The organism is Bacillus altitudinis 41KF2b (assembly GCF_000691145.1).
Classification (GTDB): Bacteria; Bacillota; Bacilli; order Bacillales; family Bacillaceae; genus Bacillus; species Bacillus altitudinis.
Genome location: NZ_ASJC01000004.1, coordinates 251,722 through 266,700, shown reverse-complemented (window position 1 = coordinate 266,700; position 14,979 = coordinate 251,722). Strand labels below are relative to the sequence as shown.

Annotated in this window: 15 protein-coding genes and 1 riboswitch; of the genes, 14 read left to right on the top strand and 1 reads right to left on the bottom strand. The window is 42.6% G+C overall.

The features are described from left to right. Positions 1 to 117: 117 nt before the first annotated feature. From sigY to BA79_RS09655, 13 genes are all read left to right on the top strand, one after another. Positions 118 to 648, top strand: coding sequence for an RNA polymerase sigma factor SigY (sigY, locus tag BA79_RS09710; protein WP_007497895.1), 531 nt, complete (start codon positions 118 to 120; stop codon positions 646 to 648). Further along, positions 648 to 959 carry a YxlC family protein gene (locus tag BA79_RS09705; RefSeq protein ID WP_035702515.1) on the top strand — a complete coding sequence of 104 codons (312 nt, stop codon included), beginning with the start codon at positions 648 to 650 and terminating at the stop codon, positions 957 to 959. Before sigY ends, BA79_RS09705 begins: the two co-directional genes overlap by 1 nt. Then, positions 956 to 1,168 (top strand): hypothetical protein, encoded by a 213-nt coding sequence (locus BA79_RS09700; protein WP_008345569.1) that lies wholly within the window; start codon positions 956 to 958, stop codon positions 1,166 to 1,168. Before BA79_RS09705 ends, BA79_RS09700 begins: the two co-directional genes overlap by 4 nt. Positions 1,169 to 1,476: 308 nt before the next feature. After that, the gene (gene gdhA, locus BA79_RS09695) at positions 1,477 to 2,847 is read left to right on the top strand and encodes an NADP-specific glutamate dehydrogenase (protein ID WP_035389910.1); all 1,371 of its coding nucleotides are present in this window, start codon (positions 1,477 to 1,479) and stop codon (positions 2,845 to 2,847) included. Positions 2,848 to 2,930: 83 nt separating this feature from the next. Then, positions 2,931 to 3,044, top strand: a complete 114-nt coding sequence (locus BA79_RS19700) for a hypothetical protein (RefSeq protein WP_008345567.1) — start codon at positions 2,931 to 2,933, stop codon at positions 3,042 to 3,044. 111 nt (positions 3,045 to 3,155) lie between these two features. Next, a complete protein-coding gene (locus BA79_RS09690) occupies positions 3,156 to 4,538 on the top strand; it encodes a hypothetical protein (protein WP_035702513.1) in 1,383 nt (460 codons plus the stop codon). 68 nt (positions 4,539 to 4,606) lie between these two features. Further along, positions 4,607 to 5,221 carry a class F sortase gene (locus BA79_RS09685; RefSeq protein ID WP_008345565.1) on the top strand — a complete coding sequence of 205 codons (615 nt, stop codon included), beginning with the start codon at positions 4,607 to 4,609 and terminating at the stop codon, positions 5,219 to 5,221. A 242-nt stretch (positions 5,222 to 5,463) separates the two neighbouring features. Then, positions 5,464 to 7,407 (top strand): BglG family transcription antiterminator, encoded by a 1,944-nt coding sequence (locus BA79_RS09680; protein ID WP_035702510.1) that lies wholly within the window; start codon positions 5,464 to 5,466, stop codon positions 7,405 to 7,407. 121 nt (positions 7,408 to 7,528) lie between these two features. Further along, positions 7,529 to 7,834: a PTS sugar transporter subunit IIB gene (locus BA79_RS09675; RefSeq protein WP_007497889.1), complete on the top strand. Its 306-nt coding sequence runs from the start codon at positions 7,529 to 7,531 to the stop codon at positions 7,832 to 7,834. A gap of 14 nt (positions 7,835 to 7,848) precedes the next feature. Further along, positions 7,849 to 9,198, top strand: a complete 1,350-nt coding sequence (gene celB, locus BA79_RS09670; RefSeq protein ID WP_007497888.1) for a PTS cellobiose transporter subunit IIC — start codon at positions 7,849 to 7,851, stop codon at positions 9,196 to 9,198. Positions 9,199 to 9,224: 26 nt separating this feature from the next. Further along, on the top strand, positions 9,225 to 9,551 hold the full coding sequence (locus tag BA79_RS09665; RefSeq protein ID WP_008345561.1) for a PTS lactose/cellobiose transporter subunit IIA: 327 nt from the start codon (positions 9,225 to 9,227) through the stop codon (positions 9,549 to 9,551). Next, positions 9,548 to 10,876 (top strand): 6-phospho-beta-glucosidase, encoded by a 1,329-nt coding sequence (locus tag BA79_RS09660; protein WP_017368309.1) that lies wholly within the window; start codon positions 9,548 to 9,550, stop codon positions 10,874 to 10,876. The genes BA79_RS09665 and BA79_RS09660 overlap by 4 nt, the downstream gene beginning before the upstream one ends. Before the next feature lie 117 nt (positions 10,877 to 10,993). Beyond that, entirely contained in the window at positions 10,994 to 11,392 is a 399-nt protein-coding gene (locus BA79_RS09655) for a hypothetical protein (protein ID WP_025208200.1), read from the top strand. 323 nt (positions 11,393 to 11,715) lie between these two features. On the opposite strand, the gene BA79_RS09645 is transcribed toward BA79_RS09655, so the two are convergent. Then, positions 11,716 to 12,807, bottom strand: coding sequence for a branched-chain amino acid aminotransferase (locus BA79_RS09645; RefSeq protein ID WP_008345553.1), 1,092 nt, complete (start codon positions 12,805 to 12,807; stop codon positions 11,716 to 11,718). A gap of 359 nt (positions 12,808 to 13,166) precedes the next feature. On the opposite strand from BA79_RS09645, the gene BA79_RS09640 reads away from it, so the two are divergent. Beyond that, the gene (locus BA79_RS09640; protein ID WP_035702506.1) at positions 13,167 to 14,594 is read left to right on the top strand and encodes a right-handed parallel beta-helix repeat-containing protein; all 1,428 of its coding nucleotides are present in this window, start codon (positions 13,167 to 13,169) and stop codon (positions 14,592 to 14,594) included. A gap of 117 nt (positions 14,595 to 14,711) precedes the next feature. Next, a riboswitch (SAM riboswitch) is annotated at positions 14,712 to 14,821 on the top strand. Positions 14,822 to 14,979: the final 158 nt, after the last annotated feature.

The window sequence follows — 14,979 nt, the reverse complement described above, 5'->3', positions numbered from 1 at the left end:
CGTGCGCTAAACAACAGGTAGACAAGGCTCCAATTAAAAAAAAGAAGGTCTATTTTAAACGATGCGATCACTGGTGTCGTCTAATCAATAAGAGATAGAAAGGAAGGAGGGACGTGTTTGGAGCAGACCGAGGAGACTTTATGGATCAAGCGGGCAAAACAGGGGGATGATGCCGCATTTACAGCCCTTTATCGGCATCATTATTCGTTTCTTTACCGTTATTTGATGAAATTGACCCTTCAACAAGAGCTGACAGAGGAGATCATGCAAGAAACGATGCTCAAAGCGTACATGAAACTTTCTTCTTTTAGAGGAGATTCATTATTTTCAACATGGCTCATGTCCATTGCATCTAGACAATTTTTAGATCATCAAAAGAAAAGAAAACGTGAACAAACGAGAGAAGGAAAGGCGAATCAAGAAGCCATCCGCCGGTTCAAATGGGATGTTCAGCAAAAAGGCCATACTTGGCATGACATGTGGGATGCTTTAAATGAGTTAAAGGCTCAGGAGAGAGCACCGATCCTTCTCCATTACTATTATGGCTTTACTTACCCTGAAATCGCTTCGATGCTCGGGGTGAGAGAAGGTACGGTGAAATCGAGGGTTCATCATGGGATCAAGAAAATTCGAAAGGAGTGGGACTGATGAAAGAAGATCGTTTCGCCGATCGTTTAAAAGAGGAGCTGCAGGAGCTCGATGAACAAATCGAAGTAGAAAAGCCGAGTGAACAAGCTTTGATGTTGATGCTAAAGCAGGCAAAGGAAAAAGAGAAAAAACGTTTTAAACAAGAAGTGCTGGCGTACATCCTCGTCAGTCTGACCATCATGACACTTTTTGCAGCTGCCATTACTCATTTGCCCATCATCTTCATTCTTCTCCAAGTGGTGAGCGTGCCACTCTGTGTGGTTGTCGGCATCAAGGAATATCAACAGATTAAAGGAGGGTCTTCCTTATGAGTCAGACGGAAATGATCATCTTATTGTGCGCATTACCGTTACTGTTTGCACAGGGATTTCTCTTATTTATGGATGCCAAGAAAAGAGGGCGTTATAAATGGTTCTGGGGTATCATTGGGTTAATCAACTTCCCATCTTCTTCTATTTTATATTGGCTGTGTGTTGTCTTACCTGATCGGAAAAGAGGAGAAAAGCTCAGAAAAGATTGAAAGACGTTGTAAAACTTTTGACCTTTTTTTTGAATGATCATCATCTAGAAAAAGTGAAAGTTTCATGAATGTGTCAAAGAAAGCGGGATGTTGAACGTCCAGTTCGTCATTTCTAGAACGATAGTCATTTTTTGAACGGGTCATTTTCATGACGGAAGGTGATTCTGCTTGATCTATCTCATTTCGGCATCGTTTTCATCTGTTATCAATATTGATCAGTTTTTACAAATGGTGTTAAATTAATCTCAATATGCGTTAGAAAATCTAACAACCAAAGAGTGAGATATTGACAAGGAGGCAGATGAGACATGTTGACCTTAGATCGAGCAGCACAAACAGCACAAAGCTACATCCACCGTGTGCTAGAGGATGTAGAAAAACGGAATCCAGGCGAGGCGGAATTCCAGCAAGCCGTGAAAGAAATTCTGGAATCCCTCGTCCCGGTTTTTGCAAAACACCCAGAGTATGAAAAACAGGGGATCTTAGAACGCTTAATTGAGCCTGAGCGGCTTGTGATGTTTCGTGTACCGTGGGTAGACGATGAAGGCAAAGTACAGGTGAACAGAGGATTCAGGGTTCAATTTAATAGTGCCATCGGTCCTTATAAGGGGGGCATTCGGTTTCACCCATCGGTCAATGCAAGCATCATCAAGTTTTTAGGATTTGAACAAATCTTTAAAAACGCACTGACAGGTTTGCCGATCGGCGGAGGGAAAGGTGGATCAGATTTTGACCCTAAAGGGAAATCTGATGGAGAAATCATGCGTTTTGTTCAAAGTTTTATGAGTGAACTCAGTCGTTATATTGGACCTGATCAAGATGTACCGGCAGGAGATATTGGGGTAGGTGCACGCGAAATTGGCTATATGTTCGGACAGTACAAAAAAATGCGTGGTGCGTATGAAGCAGGTGTCCTGACAGGAAAAAGTCCTGGTTTTGGAGGCAGCTTAGCGAGAAAAGAAGCGACAGGCTATGGACTGGTGTACTTTATGGAAGAAATGTTAAAAGCCCACGGAATGCAATTTGAAGGGCGATCTGTTGTTGTGTCTGGCTCAGGGAATGTATCGATTTATGCGATGGAAAAAGTATTGGAATTAGGCGGAAAGGTTGTGGCTTGTAGTGATTCAAGCGGAGCCATTTACGACCCTCAAGGCATTTCACTTGAGACAGTGAAGCAGCTGAAGGAAGTCGACAACCAGCGAATTGCTGCCTACATAGACATTCACCCGCATGCTGAATTGATTGAAGATTGCGAACAAATTTGGTCTCTTCCTTGTGACATTGCGCTGCCATGTGCGACCCAAAATGAAATTTCAGAGTCGCAAGCACAGCAGCTAGTGGCAAACGGTGTCATCGCTGTAGGAGAAGGGGCCAATATGCCGTCCACACTTGGGGCCGTCAAAGTATTTGAACAACATGATATTTTGTTTGCACCAGCAAAAGCGGCAAATGCTGGCGGAGTGGGTGTTTCGGCGTTAGAAATGGCGCAAAACAGTGCGAGAATGTCTTGGACTTTTGAAGAAGTAGATGGTCAGTTGAAACAAATGATGCAGTCGATTTATCGTCAGTGTACTGAGACAGCTGAAGAATACGGATACGCTGGAAACTTAATGGTAGGCGCAAATATTGCAGGATTTCGCAAAGTGGCAGATGCCATGATCGCACAAGGCGTCATTTAACTCCTGCTCTCCCGCACCTGTTTATTTCATGACAAGATCGGGAATTGTCTTGTAAGAATGACAATAAGGAGGCGCGGGAGAAAATGAAAAAGTGGCTGAAACAAATTGTCAAATGGGCACCAGTGATTTATCCAGTGGTGAGGAAAATATACAAAGAACGAAAAGCATCCAAAAGTCGTAACGTATCAGCCGGGTAATCCGGCTTTTTTTTATGAAATGAATGAAACAAAAAAATATGCTGTGGGAATGATCCATTTCACTTCTCTCGCCGTTAAGTACATAACAAACGGAAAGAGGAGGCAAAACAGATGAAAATGAAAAAAGCATTTTTAACGATCCCGCTTAGTGCAGCATTATTATTACCAACTGCTCAAATGGCAAGTGCACACGAAGGACATATGCATGGGGATGCAAAAAAGTCGTCATCATCACAAGAGGTGTCAAATAAAGCAACGGATCTTCGCGCAGCGCTTGATCAGCTCTTCTCAGAACATGCTTATTTAGCAGTGATCACGATGCAAAAGGGAATTGACGGCAGTAAAGATTTTGATCAAGCAGCAGCAGCGTTAAATGAAAACACGAATGATCTATCAGATGCGATCGCCTCTGTGTATGGAAAAAAAGCAGGGAAACAATTTAAAGAGATTTGGTCAAGCCATATCGGCTACTTCGTTGATTATGTACAAGCAACAGCGAAAAAAGATGAAGCAGGTAAAAAGAAAGCGGTCAAAGAGCTTGATCAATACCGCATGAAACAAGCTGATATGCTTGATAAAGCAACAGGTGGAAGATTGAAAGCAAGTGAACTTGAAGAAGGTTTAAAAATGCACGTCAATGAACTGCTAAAAGCTTTTGATAGTTACACAGAAAAGGATTTTGATACAACCTATGAAACGGTCAGAAAATCCATTCATCATATGTTTGAAGTAGGTAAAGGTGTATCATGGGCGATTACAGATCAATTTCCTGGGAAATTTGATCAAAAATCAGTGGATACTCCAGCCGCAGATCTTCGTGAGGATTTAAACTACTTGTTCTCAGAGCATTTGGCACTCGCGGTAGTGGCTATGCAAAAAGGGAATGATGGCAGCAAGGACTTTGACCAAGCGGCAGCAGCGTTAAATGAAAACACGAATGATCTATCAGATGCGATCGCTTCTGTTTATGGAAAAGATGCAGGAAAACAATTTAAAACGATCTGGTCAAGTCATATCGGATATTTAGTTGATTATGTTAAAGCGGATGCATCAGGAGACGAGCAAGCAAAAGAGAAGGCTGTTAAAGATTTAGATGCTTACCGTATGAAACAAGCAAAATTTTTAGATCAAGCGACAGATGGCCGCTTGAAGGCGGCTGACTTAGAAGCCGGGTTGAAAACCCATATTGATGAGCTCATCAAAACGTACACGTCTTATCACAATGGCGAATATGATCAGCTGTACCCGACTGTCAGAGAAGCATACGGCCATATGTTCATGGTTGGTCAAGATGTCGCATCAGCTATTGTCGATCAGCATCCTGAATTATTCAAATCCAACATGCCAAATGAGATGCCGAAAACAGGTATGGGAGGCACAGCCGGTCCATTAGGTATGTCATATGAAGCATTTGCTGGGATGATGGCAAGTCTCATCTTAGCCGGAGGTGCAGTGGGGGCGTTCTTCCTCATTCGCCGTAAACCATCAAATTAAACAATATCAAGACAAGAGGGAACGTGCACAATCGTGCCGTTCCTTTCTTCAAAAGGAGGTCGACTTGCGTGAAAAGATGGCTGTTTAGTATTCTTACGCTTCTCATCATCACGGGCTGCGCATCCCAATCAATAGATGAAAAGTCATCCTCTGAAACTGCATCATCTCCTGAGCCAATGACAGCAAAACAAGCCAAGAATCCATCTCATTCACACGACACGTTAAAAGATGAGCCATCGGGTATTGTCCCCGCTGACATCTCCATTCCAGCGATTGATGTCCAAGCAAAAGTGGAGAAAACGACTTTATCAAAGGATGGCAGTATGGGTGTTCCGCAAAATACAGATCACACGGCTTGGTTTGAAGATGGTCCGAAGCCTGGTGATAAAGGGAATGCTGTCATAAATGGTCATGTTGATAATAAATGGGGTCCAGCTGTTTTTTATCGATTAAAGGAGCTAAAAAAGGGAGACAAAGTCATTGTGACATCCTCGTCAGGGGAAAAGCGAGCCTTTGAGGTTCTCAAGGTGAAAAGCTATCCGCGCGAAGAGAAACCAAATGCTTTTTTCGGGTACGCCTTTACACGGAATCTCAATTTCATCACATGTACGGGAACTTTTGATCATGCAGCCGGTACACATGAAAAAAGATTGGTTGTCTTTACACAACTGATTTCCTCATAAGAAAAAGGCGGATACACGGAGGTGTAACGCCTTTTTTTCATGATTTCCACAACAGCATCTTAGAAGAAGATTCATAGGTCATTAGATATGGTTGGATGTATAAATAGGGGCGTTTGTCATATAAATGAGTTGGCAATTTTTATTTCTTTTCAGTAGAATATGAGTAATGAAGAGAACTGTAAGCGTATACAACCTGTCCAAACAAGGCAGATTCTCCACCCTAAATGAAGGAGGCCGACCTAATGCTGAGTAAAAGACTGGCGCACATTTTAAGTCAGCTGATGGCAGCTGAGACTCCTCTCACGAGCGCTGCGCTTTCTGTCAGTTTACAAGTGACAAGCCGCACCATCCGAACAGACATCAAGGAACTGAATGAGCGTCTAGCCCCTTATCAAGCAGCTGTATCAGCTGTTAGGGGCGCTGGCTATGAGCTGTTGATCAACGATGAGAATGCCTTTCGCCGTTTTATGAAGGAAGAAGTCGAACAGGAAGAACCGCTTGCTGTTCTTCCAGAAGAACGAGTTCGATTTATTTTGAAAAAGCTGCTTCTAGCGGAATCATATGTGAAGCTGGAAGACTTACAGGAGCAGCTGTTTATTAGTAAATCGACGATGAGTAATGACATGAAATGGGTCAAACGTAAGCTCGAACCCTTTGATCTGAAGCTGGAAGCAAAGCCGAATAAAGGCTGCCGGATCAAAGGATCTGAGATGAAAATCCGTTATTGCATGTCAGAATATTTATTCAATGAACGGCGTTCCTATCAAACCATGCTGAACACGGCGGTTACGATTTTGCCGAAACATGAGCTGGAATTGATTCAGAGAACCATGATTGATTATATCAACGAGGAAAAAATGAATCTATCAGACATTTGCATGAATAATTTAATTGTTCATATTGCTATTGCCTGTAAACGGATTAGACACGGAAACTATGTATCTGTGCTGCCTGAAGAAATCAACGAAATCCCAAGGGCAAAAGAATACAAGGTAGCCAAAAAAATGGTTGAGCGTCTTGAAGGGTTGCTGGATGTCTCATTCCCACAAGAGGAAATCGTTTATATCACCATTCATTTGCTAGGAACAGCCAAAATGGTACAGTCTTTTTCAACGGGCGGTCAAAAACAAATTGTGGATGATGACACGAGCCGTCTTGTTCAGCTGATGCTGAAAGCCATTGATCAAAAATTGCAGCTGGATTTAGCGGGAGATGCGGAATTGCTGATTGGCCTCAGTTTGCACTTAAAGCCAGCGATCAATCGGTGTAAGTATGGAATGAATTTAAGAAATCCAATGCTTGATGAGATCAAAGCGGGCTATCCAATTGCCTTTGAAGCAGGGATTGTGGCGAGCAGGGTCATTGAAGAAGAGACAGGTTTGTCCATTCATGAAAATGAGATCGGCTATATGGCACTTCATTTTGGTGCGGCCTTAGAGCGCAGGAAAATGGAGATACCACCGAAGCGATGCCTGATTGTCTGTGCGTCTGGTGCAGGGAGTGCAAGGCTACTTCAAGATCGTTTGCGGTCACAATTTGGGTCGAAGCTGACCATTTTAGGCACAGCAGAGCTTTATTCCCTTCCGCATGTCTCTTTACATGCATTGGATTTAATTATTACGACCATTCCCATTCATATGGATTTACCGATTCCGGTCATTCAAGTGAACACGATTTTAGGAGGCAGTGATTTTTTAAAAATAGAAGAAGCTTTGACAAGTGAAACAAGAGTGACATTAGCCACGCAATATATGAAAAAGGAATTGGTCTTTACAAAATGCGCCTTTCAAACAAAGGAAGAGGTCATACACTTTCTCACGCAAAAGGTCATTGACATGGGCTTAGCGCCAGTAGAACTTACACAATCTGTGATGGAAAGAGAAGAGTCTGCACCGACTTCATTTGGGCATTATACAGCGATTCCGCATCCGATGACCCCGCTGACAGAAGAGACGTTTTGGGCGATCTGTACATTAGAAAAACCGATTATTTGGGGAGAGAAAAAAGTTCAATTTGTGTGCTTGCTTTGTGTCGAAAAAGAGAATGCCAAAGATTTAAAAGGCATGTACCGTCTGCTTGGAGAGCTTGTCCATCATGTGAAATTTATTCAGCACCTCATCACCTGTGATACCTTTGAAGACATGCTGGATGTCATGGATAAAAAAGCGCCTTCGTACAAGAACTAATGGTGTGATATTAACTTTTTCCGCTTCCTAAAGGAAAAAGTATGGGTGTTTATGAAAGCGGTTTCATAATATGATGAATGTGTAAAGAAAAGCTTCATACTTCAAAAAGGGGGCGTTTACAATGAACATTTTATTAGTTTGTGCAGCAGGTATGTCAACAAGCTTACTTGTCACAAAAATGGAGAAAAGTGCACAAGAACAAGGAAAAGACTATCGTATTTGGGCAGTATCTGGAGATGCTGCAAAAAATCATATTGATCAAGCCGATGTGCTTTTATTAGGACCTCAAGTTCGTTATTTATTACCGCAAATGAAAAAACTCGGAGAAGACAAAGGAATTCCAGTAGACGTAATTAATACCGTGCATTATGGCGTATGTAATGGTGCTGAGGTTTTAAAATCTGCTGAACAGTTAGTGAACGGATAAAGGGGGCGGAAGGGATGAATGGATTCAACCGATTTCTAGAAGAGAAGGTTATGCCGTTTGCAGGAAAGATTGCCGCTCAAAGACATTTACAAGCATTGCGTGACGGAATTGTTTTAACCATGCCTCTCATTATCGTCGGTTCACTGTTTCTTATTTTAGCCAACCTTCCGATTCCAGGATACAGCGATTTTATGGCAAGTGTCTTCGGAGCCGAATGGGCCACGAAACTATCCTATCCTGTGAATGCCACCTTTGACATTATGGCACTTGTTGCGACCTTTGGGATCGCGTACAGGTTAGCTGAAAAGTATGCAGTCGATGCACTGTCATCTGGTGCAATTGCTGTCGCAGCTTTCCTCCTAGCCACACCTTATCAAGTACCATTCACACCTGAAGGATCAACAGAAGCTATCCTAGTGAATGGCGGTATTCCCGTCACACTGATGGGCAGTAAAGGGCTATTCGTTGCCATGATTATTGCCATGCTTTCCACCGAAATTTACCGCTTTATTGTACAGCGGAATATCGTCATCAAAATGCCTGATGGTGTACCGCCAGCAGTTAGTAAATCGTTTATCGCACTTATTCCAGGTTTTGTGGTCATCACGCTGATCTGGGTCGCTAGGCTTCTGATTGAGATGACACCTTTTGAGAGTATTCATAATATCATCACGGTCTTAATCGGCACACCACTATCCATTCTTGGTGGAAGCTTAGGCGGAAGTATCGTTGCCATCGGTGTGCAAATGCTCCTCTGGGCATGTGGTATTCACGGAGCCACCATTGTCGGTGGAGTCATGGGTCCGATTTGGCTCGGTGCGATGGATGAAAACCGTCTTGCCTTCCAAGCAGGAGAAGTGCTGCCGAATATTTTCACAGCACAGTTCTTTGAAATCTTTATCAATGTCGGCGGAAGCGGCGCGACGCTTGCTTTGGTACTGACTATGATCTTGCGTGCGAGAAGTAAACAAATGAAACAGCTTGGCCGTCTTGCGATTGGGCCAGCCATCTTTAACATCAACGAACCGATCATTTTTGGAATGCCGATTGTGATGAACCCAATGCTTCTCATTCCGTTTATCCTTACCCCAATTATGATGATCATCACCACATATATCGGAATGAGCACAGGACTTGTAGCAAAACCGGCAGGGATCGCTGTCCCGTGGACAATGCCGCCAATCATTTCAGGCTATCTCGCAACAGGTGGGAAAATCTCTGGCGCGGTCATGCAGCTGATTAACCTTGCCTTGTCATTCGCACTATACTATCCATTCTTTAGAATGTGGGATAAGCAGAAATTGAAAGAAGAAAATGAGCTTGAAGCAAAAGCATCAACAGATGAAAATGTCGTCAGCATGTAATAGAGGGAACAAGGGGGATGCGGCCGATGGAAATGGAACAAATTGTGTTTCAACTCATCTTGCACGGTGGTAATGGTAGAAGCTCGGCCATGGAGGCCATTACATGTGCAAAGCAAGGTAATTTTGATGAGGCGAAGCAAAAATTGCAGGAAGCACAAGACGCGTTAAATGAGGCGCATCACGCACAGACAGAGCTGATCCAAGGAGAAATCAGAGGAGAGAAAACCGACGTCAGTCTCTTGATGATTCATGCACAGGATCATCTGATGAACGCAATGACCGTCAAGGAGCTTGCAGCTGAAATCATTGAGCTCCATGAAAAAATGAAGCAATTCGGAGGTGTCAATTCATGAAAGACGGAATCAAAATTGTCACAATAGGCGGTGGATCAAGCTATACGCCTGAGCTCGTCGAAGGGTTTATTAAACGATATCAAGAATTGCCTGTAAAGGAATTATGGCTTGTGGATATTGAAGCAGGTCAGGAAAAGTTGAACATCGTGGGTGCTCTTGCAAAACGTATGGTTGAAAAAGCGGGTTTGCCGATTGAAGTGCACCTCACCCTTGACCGCCGGGCAGCTCTGAAAGATGCGGACTTTGTCACGACACAATTTCGTGTAGGACTGCTCGAAGCCAGAGCCAAGGATGAAAGAATCCCGCTTAAATATGGCGTCATTGGACAGGAAACGAATGGTCCAGGCGGGTTATTTAAAGGTCTACGCACCATTCCAGTCATTCTAGACATCGTGAAGGATATGGAAGAGCTTTGCCCAGATGCTTGGCTGGTGAACTTTACAAATCCAGCGGGCATGGTCACAGAGGCGGTGTTACGCTACACGAATCTGAAAAAAGTGGTCGGTCTATGCAATGTGCCGATTGGAATCAAAATGGGCATTGCAAAAGCGCTGGATGTCGATGTCAAACGCATTGAAGTACAATTTGCAGGCCTCAATCACATGGTCTATGGCTTAGATGTGTATTTAGACGGGGTCAGCATTATGGATCAAGTGCTCGATGAATTAGGAAATCCAAATAGCCAGTGGTCCATGAGGAATATTGAAGCGAAAAACTGGGAGCCTTCTTTCGTCAAAGGCTTAGGGGTCATTCCATGTCCGTATCATCGTTATTACTATAAAACGAAAGATATGCTGGAGGAAGAACAAAAAGCGGCTCAAGAAAAAGGAACAAGAGCAGAGGTTGTGCAGCAAGTCGAGCATGAACTATTTGAGTTATATAAAGACCCAGATTTATCGATTAAACCGCCGCAGCTCGAAAAAAGAGGCGGGGCTTATTACAGCGATGCAGCATGTAATTTGATCAGCTCCATCTACAATGATAAACATGACATTCAACCGGTAAACACAGTGAACAGAGGAGCGATTGCTAGCATTCCGGCCGAATCAGCGGTTGAAGTGAACTGTATCATTACAAAGGACGGACCGAAACCAATCGCGACAGGTGATCTGCCTGTGGCTGTGAGAGGACTCGTTCAACAAATCAAGTCCTTCGAGCGTGTGGCAGCTGAAGCAGCTGTGACAGGAGATTACGAGACGGCTCTTGTCGCCATGACCATCAATCCACTCGTTCCATCTGATGAAATTGCAAAGCAAATCTTAGATGAAATGCTTGAAGCGCACCGTGAATATTTACCGCAGTTCTTCAAATCAGTGAATGCTTAAAATAAAATGGCCCCTTAATGGGGTCGTTTTTTATGATTTTTTCATATGGAAACTGGAGAAAGCAGTGTATGATAGAAAAAACAACATGTACTGCTTCACAGAAAGGACGGTTAGAATATGGTGGCAATTGGGTTAATGCTTTACGGCTTTATCGTTCAACCTCTACTTAGTTACGGCACAGTGGTTTTGTTTTTGTATGGAATCATTGCTTCATTTATTGGCCTGATTCGGCATAGACAGGATGTGTGGATGTATGTTCTCCGCTTGCTCGTTTGTTTTACCATTCCAGTAACCAATCTGTTAATGTATTTCGCAACCATCGGTGGGGATGAAAGAGACTTTGATTTTCAGCCAATGCCGCCAGTTTATCATCTTGTTTTTATCCTAGAAATCATCATCGTCTTTTTACCAGAGATCTTTTTACTGATCGAGAGAAAGCGGAGTATCAAAGGGAAACAGTGGATATATGCAGGGGCCATTGTGGGGATATCGGTCTTGTTTTGGTGCACGATTTGATGAGAGGCTGATGGACATCTAAGTCTTTTTCGCCTTTTTGTTGCGTAACCTCTTTCGCCTCACTTTTACAAAAGTAATGGAAAGAACGAGGATAGAAATCCCGAGAAACTTAAATAGAAAACGGGTGAAGAACGATGAATCATCGAAACCTGTAGCGATGATGATTGATCCGATGCAAATCCCTAAGAACGCTAGTAAATAAGTAAAAAACATACCATCACTCCTTAAGTGTGGAATAGATCCGTATTTTCCATTATGAGGTAATGGAGGAGATAAAGAAACAAAAAAGAACCCTTCATCAAATGAAAGGTTCTTTCGCTTGCTTATGCCTGCTTGACGACCGAATCGACTTCTACTGTCCAGCCGAAGATGTCTGGCTGAGTTCCTTTTTGGATTCCGGTAATCGCTTCGTACAATTTCTTCGATACTTCGCCTGTTTGACCATTTTGAATGACGTATGGCTGATCGTGATAAATTAATTCACCGACAGGAGAAATGACGGCTGCCGTTCCTGTTCCGAAGATTTCTTCAAGTTCACCTGACTGATGTGCTTCGATTAACTCATCAATTGAAATTTTACGTTCTGTCACAGGGATTTCCCAATGCTTTAACAGCTCAAGCACAGAATTCCGTGTGATCCCTTCTAAAATGCTGCCGTTCAGTTCAGGCGTCACGATTTCTCCGTTGATTTTAAAGAAGATATTCATACTGCCGACTTCTTCAATGTACTTTTTCTCGATGCCATCAAGCCACAGGACTTGTGAAAATCCTTTCGTTTCAGCAACTTGCTGTGCTTTCAGGCTTGATGCATAGTTTCCAGCTGTTTTGGCATTTCCTGTTCCGCCCTTAACAGCGCGGACAAATTCGTTTTCCACCGCAATTTTGACCGGATGGATGCCTTCTTTATAATAAGAACCTACTGGAGATAAAATGATGATCAGCTTATAGGTGCTTGACGGTGCAACACCTAAATAGGGCTCAGTAGAAATAATGAATGGACGAATATACAAAGAAGTGCCCTCTGCATCAGGTACCCAATCCTTATCAATGCGAATGAGTTCATTTAAGCCTTCTAAAACCGTTTCTGTATCAATTTGCGGGATACATAGGCGGTCATTTGATCTGTTTAAGCGTTCCATATTTTTTTCGGGACGGAATAAAAGAATCTTTTGATCCTCAGACACATACGCCTTCAAGCCTTCAAAAACAGATTGGCCATAATGATAAACCATAGAAGCTGGGTCCATTGGAATCGCCTGATAAGGAATAATTCTCGGATCATACCAGCCTTTATCAATTGAATAATCCATCACAAACATGTGGTCTGTGAAGATTTTTCCGAATTCAAGTTGATCAGATTGAGGTTTTGGTTTTTTTGTTGAACTAAGTTCAACGCGGATGGGTTGTTTTGGCATCGTAAATCTCCTTGCTGTTTGATTATTTGAAAATTCTAATAATATGAAATAATTATGATTCTATTCTATACCTTCACAAAATATTAGCAATAGGTTTTCTGGAATTCAGACAAGAAAAATCTGTTAAAGCGCTTTCCTCCTCTCTGTCGTGGTTTTACTGAAGTTTCCCCTTAGAAATAAAATCCAATTTCATTATTAACTGATTAATCTGACAATTTAAAAGCGATTTGTTTTCCTGTAAGATATTCTTTCAACCATACACCTTTTGACTAGTACATTGCAAGGGGCATTGCCATATTTTAATCCTCTTTTTTTTAACCGATAAAGGTAGAAGAGAGTGGAAGGGAGCAAACAACGAGATGAAACGAATGATATCAGGCACCTTATTGATTTTATTGATGACCGCCATTAGTTTTGGCTGTCAAGCGATGACGGAGGAGGCTGGTGCGAAGCAAGGTACTGCCTATTACGTCGCAGCAAATGGGAACGACAAACATCCAGGGACAAAGCAAAAGCCTTTCCGTACGCTGAAAAAAGCGGCAAGTATCGCGAAAGCTGGGACAACAGTTTATATGAGAGGCGGTACATACAAAGAGAAATTGATTGTCCGTCATTCTGGAACAAAGAAAGCACCAGTTGTTTTTCAAGCGTATGGAAAAGAGAAGCCTGTCATTAGCGGAGCATCTCTTAAAGGAAATCAAGCAGACGGTGGTCTTGTGAAGATTGATCAAAAAAGCTATATCACCCTGAAAGGGCTGACAGTCGGTCATATTAAAACGAATCAAGAAGATGTGACACCCATCGGTATATTCATCACAGGAAGCGGCAAAGGCGTCAAACTGCTTAACAACCGTGTGTACGACATTCAGACGACACATCAAAATGGGAATGCTCATGGCATTGCGGTCTATGGAACGAAAGCACCTGCAGCCATTGAAGACATCAAAATCAAAGGAAACACTGTGGAAAAGTTAAAACTAGGTTTTAGTGAAGCCCTTGTGCTAAACGGAAACGTTAAAAAATTCCGCGTGACACATAATACAGTCCGGCATACGGACAATATCGGGATTGATTTAATTGGTTTTGAGAATGTCGCACCTTCTAAAAAGTATGATCAAGTGAGAAATGGTGTCGTATCTAGAAACAAAGTTTATGAGATTACGAGTGTTGGGAATCCAGCGTACGGCAAGGACATCTCCGCAGGAGGAATCTATGTGGATGGCGGGAAAGACATCGTGATTGATCATAACATTAGCCATCATAATGACCTTGGGATTGAGGTCACAAGTGAACATAAAGGGAAGATGGCCGAACGCATTCGCATTGAGCACAATCAAGTATATTTAAACCGTTATACAGGCATCTCAATTGGCGGATATGACAAGAAGCGCGGCGGAACGACAAACACGACCATCTCCCATAACATTTTGTACAAAAATGACACAGCCGGCTTAGAAGGCGGTCAATTGCTCATGCAATATCAATCGGTGAACAATCGAATCACGAATAATATCATGACAGCCAGTGCCTCTCATTACTTAGTCGTGAATCTCTACGAAGTGAACAAGAAGAATACATTCCAAAAGAATGTCTACGATGACCGCAAAGGTGCAAAAGCCTCTCAGTGGGTATGGCGAGGGAAATGGATGGAAGGCTACAAAACGTATCGCTCGAAAAGCGGTCAAGATAAAGGATCAGCACACCTCAATCCCCAATATGTGAATGAGAAAAAATATGATTTCCGTCTTAAGGCATCATCACCTGCTAAGAAAATCATCGGCAGTTAAACAAGGCATTCGGTGCAAATGATCATTTTAGAAATTTTCAAAAAAGTCATTGACATTGATGAGACATCACATTAAAGTAAAGAAGACATTTCAACTAAAACAAATTTCATAACGGATCTCTTATCAAGAGAGGCAGAGGGACTGGCCCTATGACGCCCAGCAACCGTTTCTATTTAAGAAATTGGTGCTAATTCCTGCAAAGCTGTTACAGCTTTGACAGATAAGAGAGGAAGACTTCCCGATACATGTTTCATGCAACGGTGATCAAGCCTCTCTTTATCAAGAGAGGCTTTTTTTGATCTCTTTTTTGAGAATCAAACGACGGGGTTCACAGGCATATTTCCACTTTTTTACCTAGTTTTCCGATGTGAAAAATAAAACAACT

Bases quoted from the DNA above. Each gene is read 5' to 3' on its own strand.
- BA79_RS09700 (WP_008345569.1), top strand. From the start codon at position 956: ATGAGTCAGACGGAAATGATCATCTTATTGTGCGCATTACCGTTACTG.
- celB (WP_007497888.1), top strand. From the start codon at position 7,849: ATGAATGGATTCAACCGATTTCTAGAAGAGAAGGTTATGCCGTTTGCA.
- BA79_RS09705 (WP_035702515.1), top strand. From the start codon at position 648: ATGAAAGAAGATCGTTTCGCCGATCGTTTAAAAGAGGAGCTGCAGGAG.
- BA79_RS09645 (WP_008345553.1), bottom strand. From the start codon at position 12,807: ATGCCAAAACAACCCATCCGCGTTGAACTTAGTTCAACAAAAAAACCA.
- BA79_RS09680 (WP_035702510.1), top strand. From the start codon at position 5,464: ATGCTGAGTAAAAGACTGGCGCACATTTTAAGTCAGCTGATGGCAGCT.
- BA79_RS09660 (WP_017368309.1), top strand. From the start codon at position 9,548: ATGAAAGACGGAATCAAAATTGTCACAATAGGCGGTGGATCAAGCTAT.
- BA79_RS09640 (WP_035702506.1), top strand. From the start codon at position 13,167: ATGAAACGAATGATATCAGGCACCTTATTGATTTTATTGATGACCGCC.
- BA79_RS19700 (WP_008345567.1), top strand. From the start codon at position 2,931: ATGAAAAAGTGGCTGAAACAAATTGTCAAATGGGCACCAGTGATTTAT.
- BA79_RS09665 (WP_008345561.1), top strand. From the start codon at position 9,225: ATGGAAATGGAACAAATTGTGTTTCAACTCATCTTGCACGGTGGTAAT.
- BA79_RS09690 (WP_035702513.1), top strand. From the start codon at position 3,156: ATGAAAATGAAAAAAGCATTTTTAACGATCCCGCTTAGTGCAGCATTA.
- BA79_RS09675 (WP_007497889.1), top strand. From the start codon at position 7,529: ATGAACATTTTATTAGTTTGTGCAGCAGGTATGTCAACAAGCTTACTT.
- BA79_RS09655 (WP_025208200.1), top strand. From the start codon at position 10,994: ATGGTGGCAATTGGGTTAATGCTTTACGGCTTTATCGTTCAACCTCTA.
- gdhA (WP_035389910.1), top strand. From the start codon at position 1,477: ATGTTGACCTTAGATCGAGCAGCACAAACAGCACAAAGCTACATCCAC.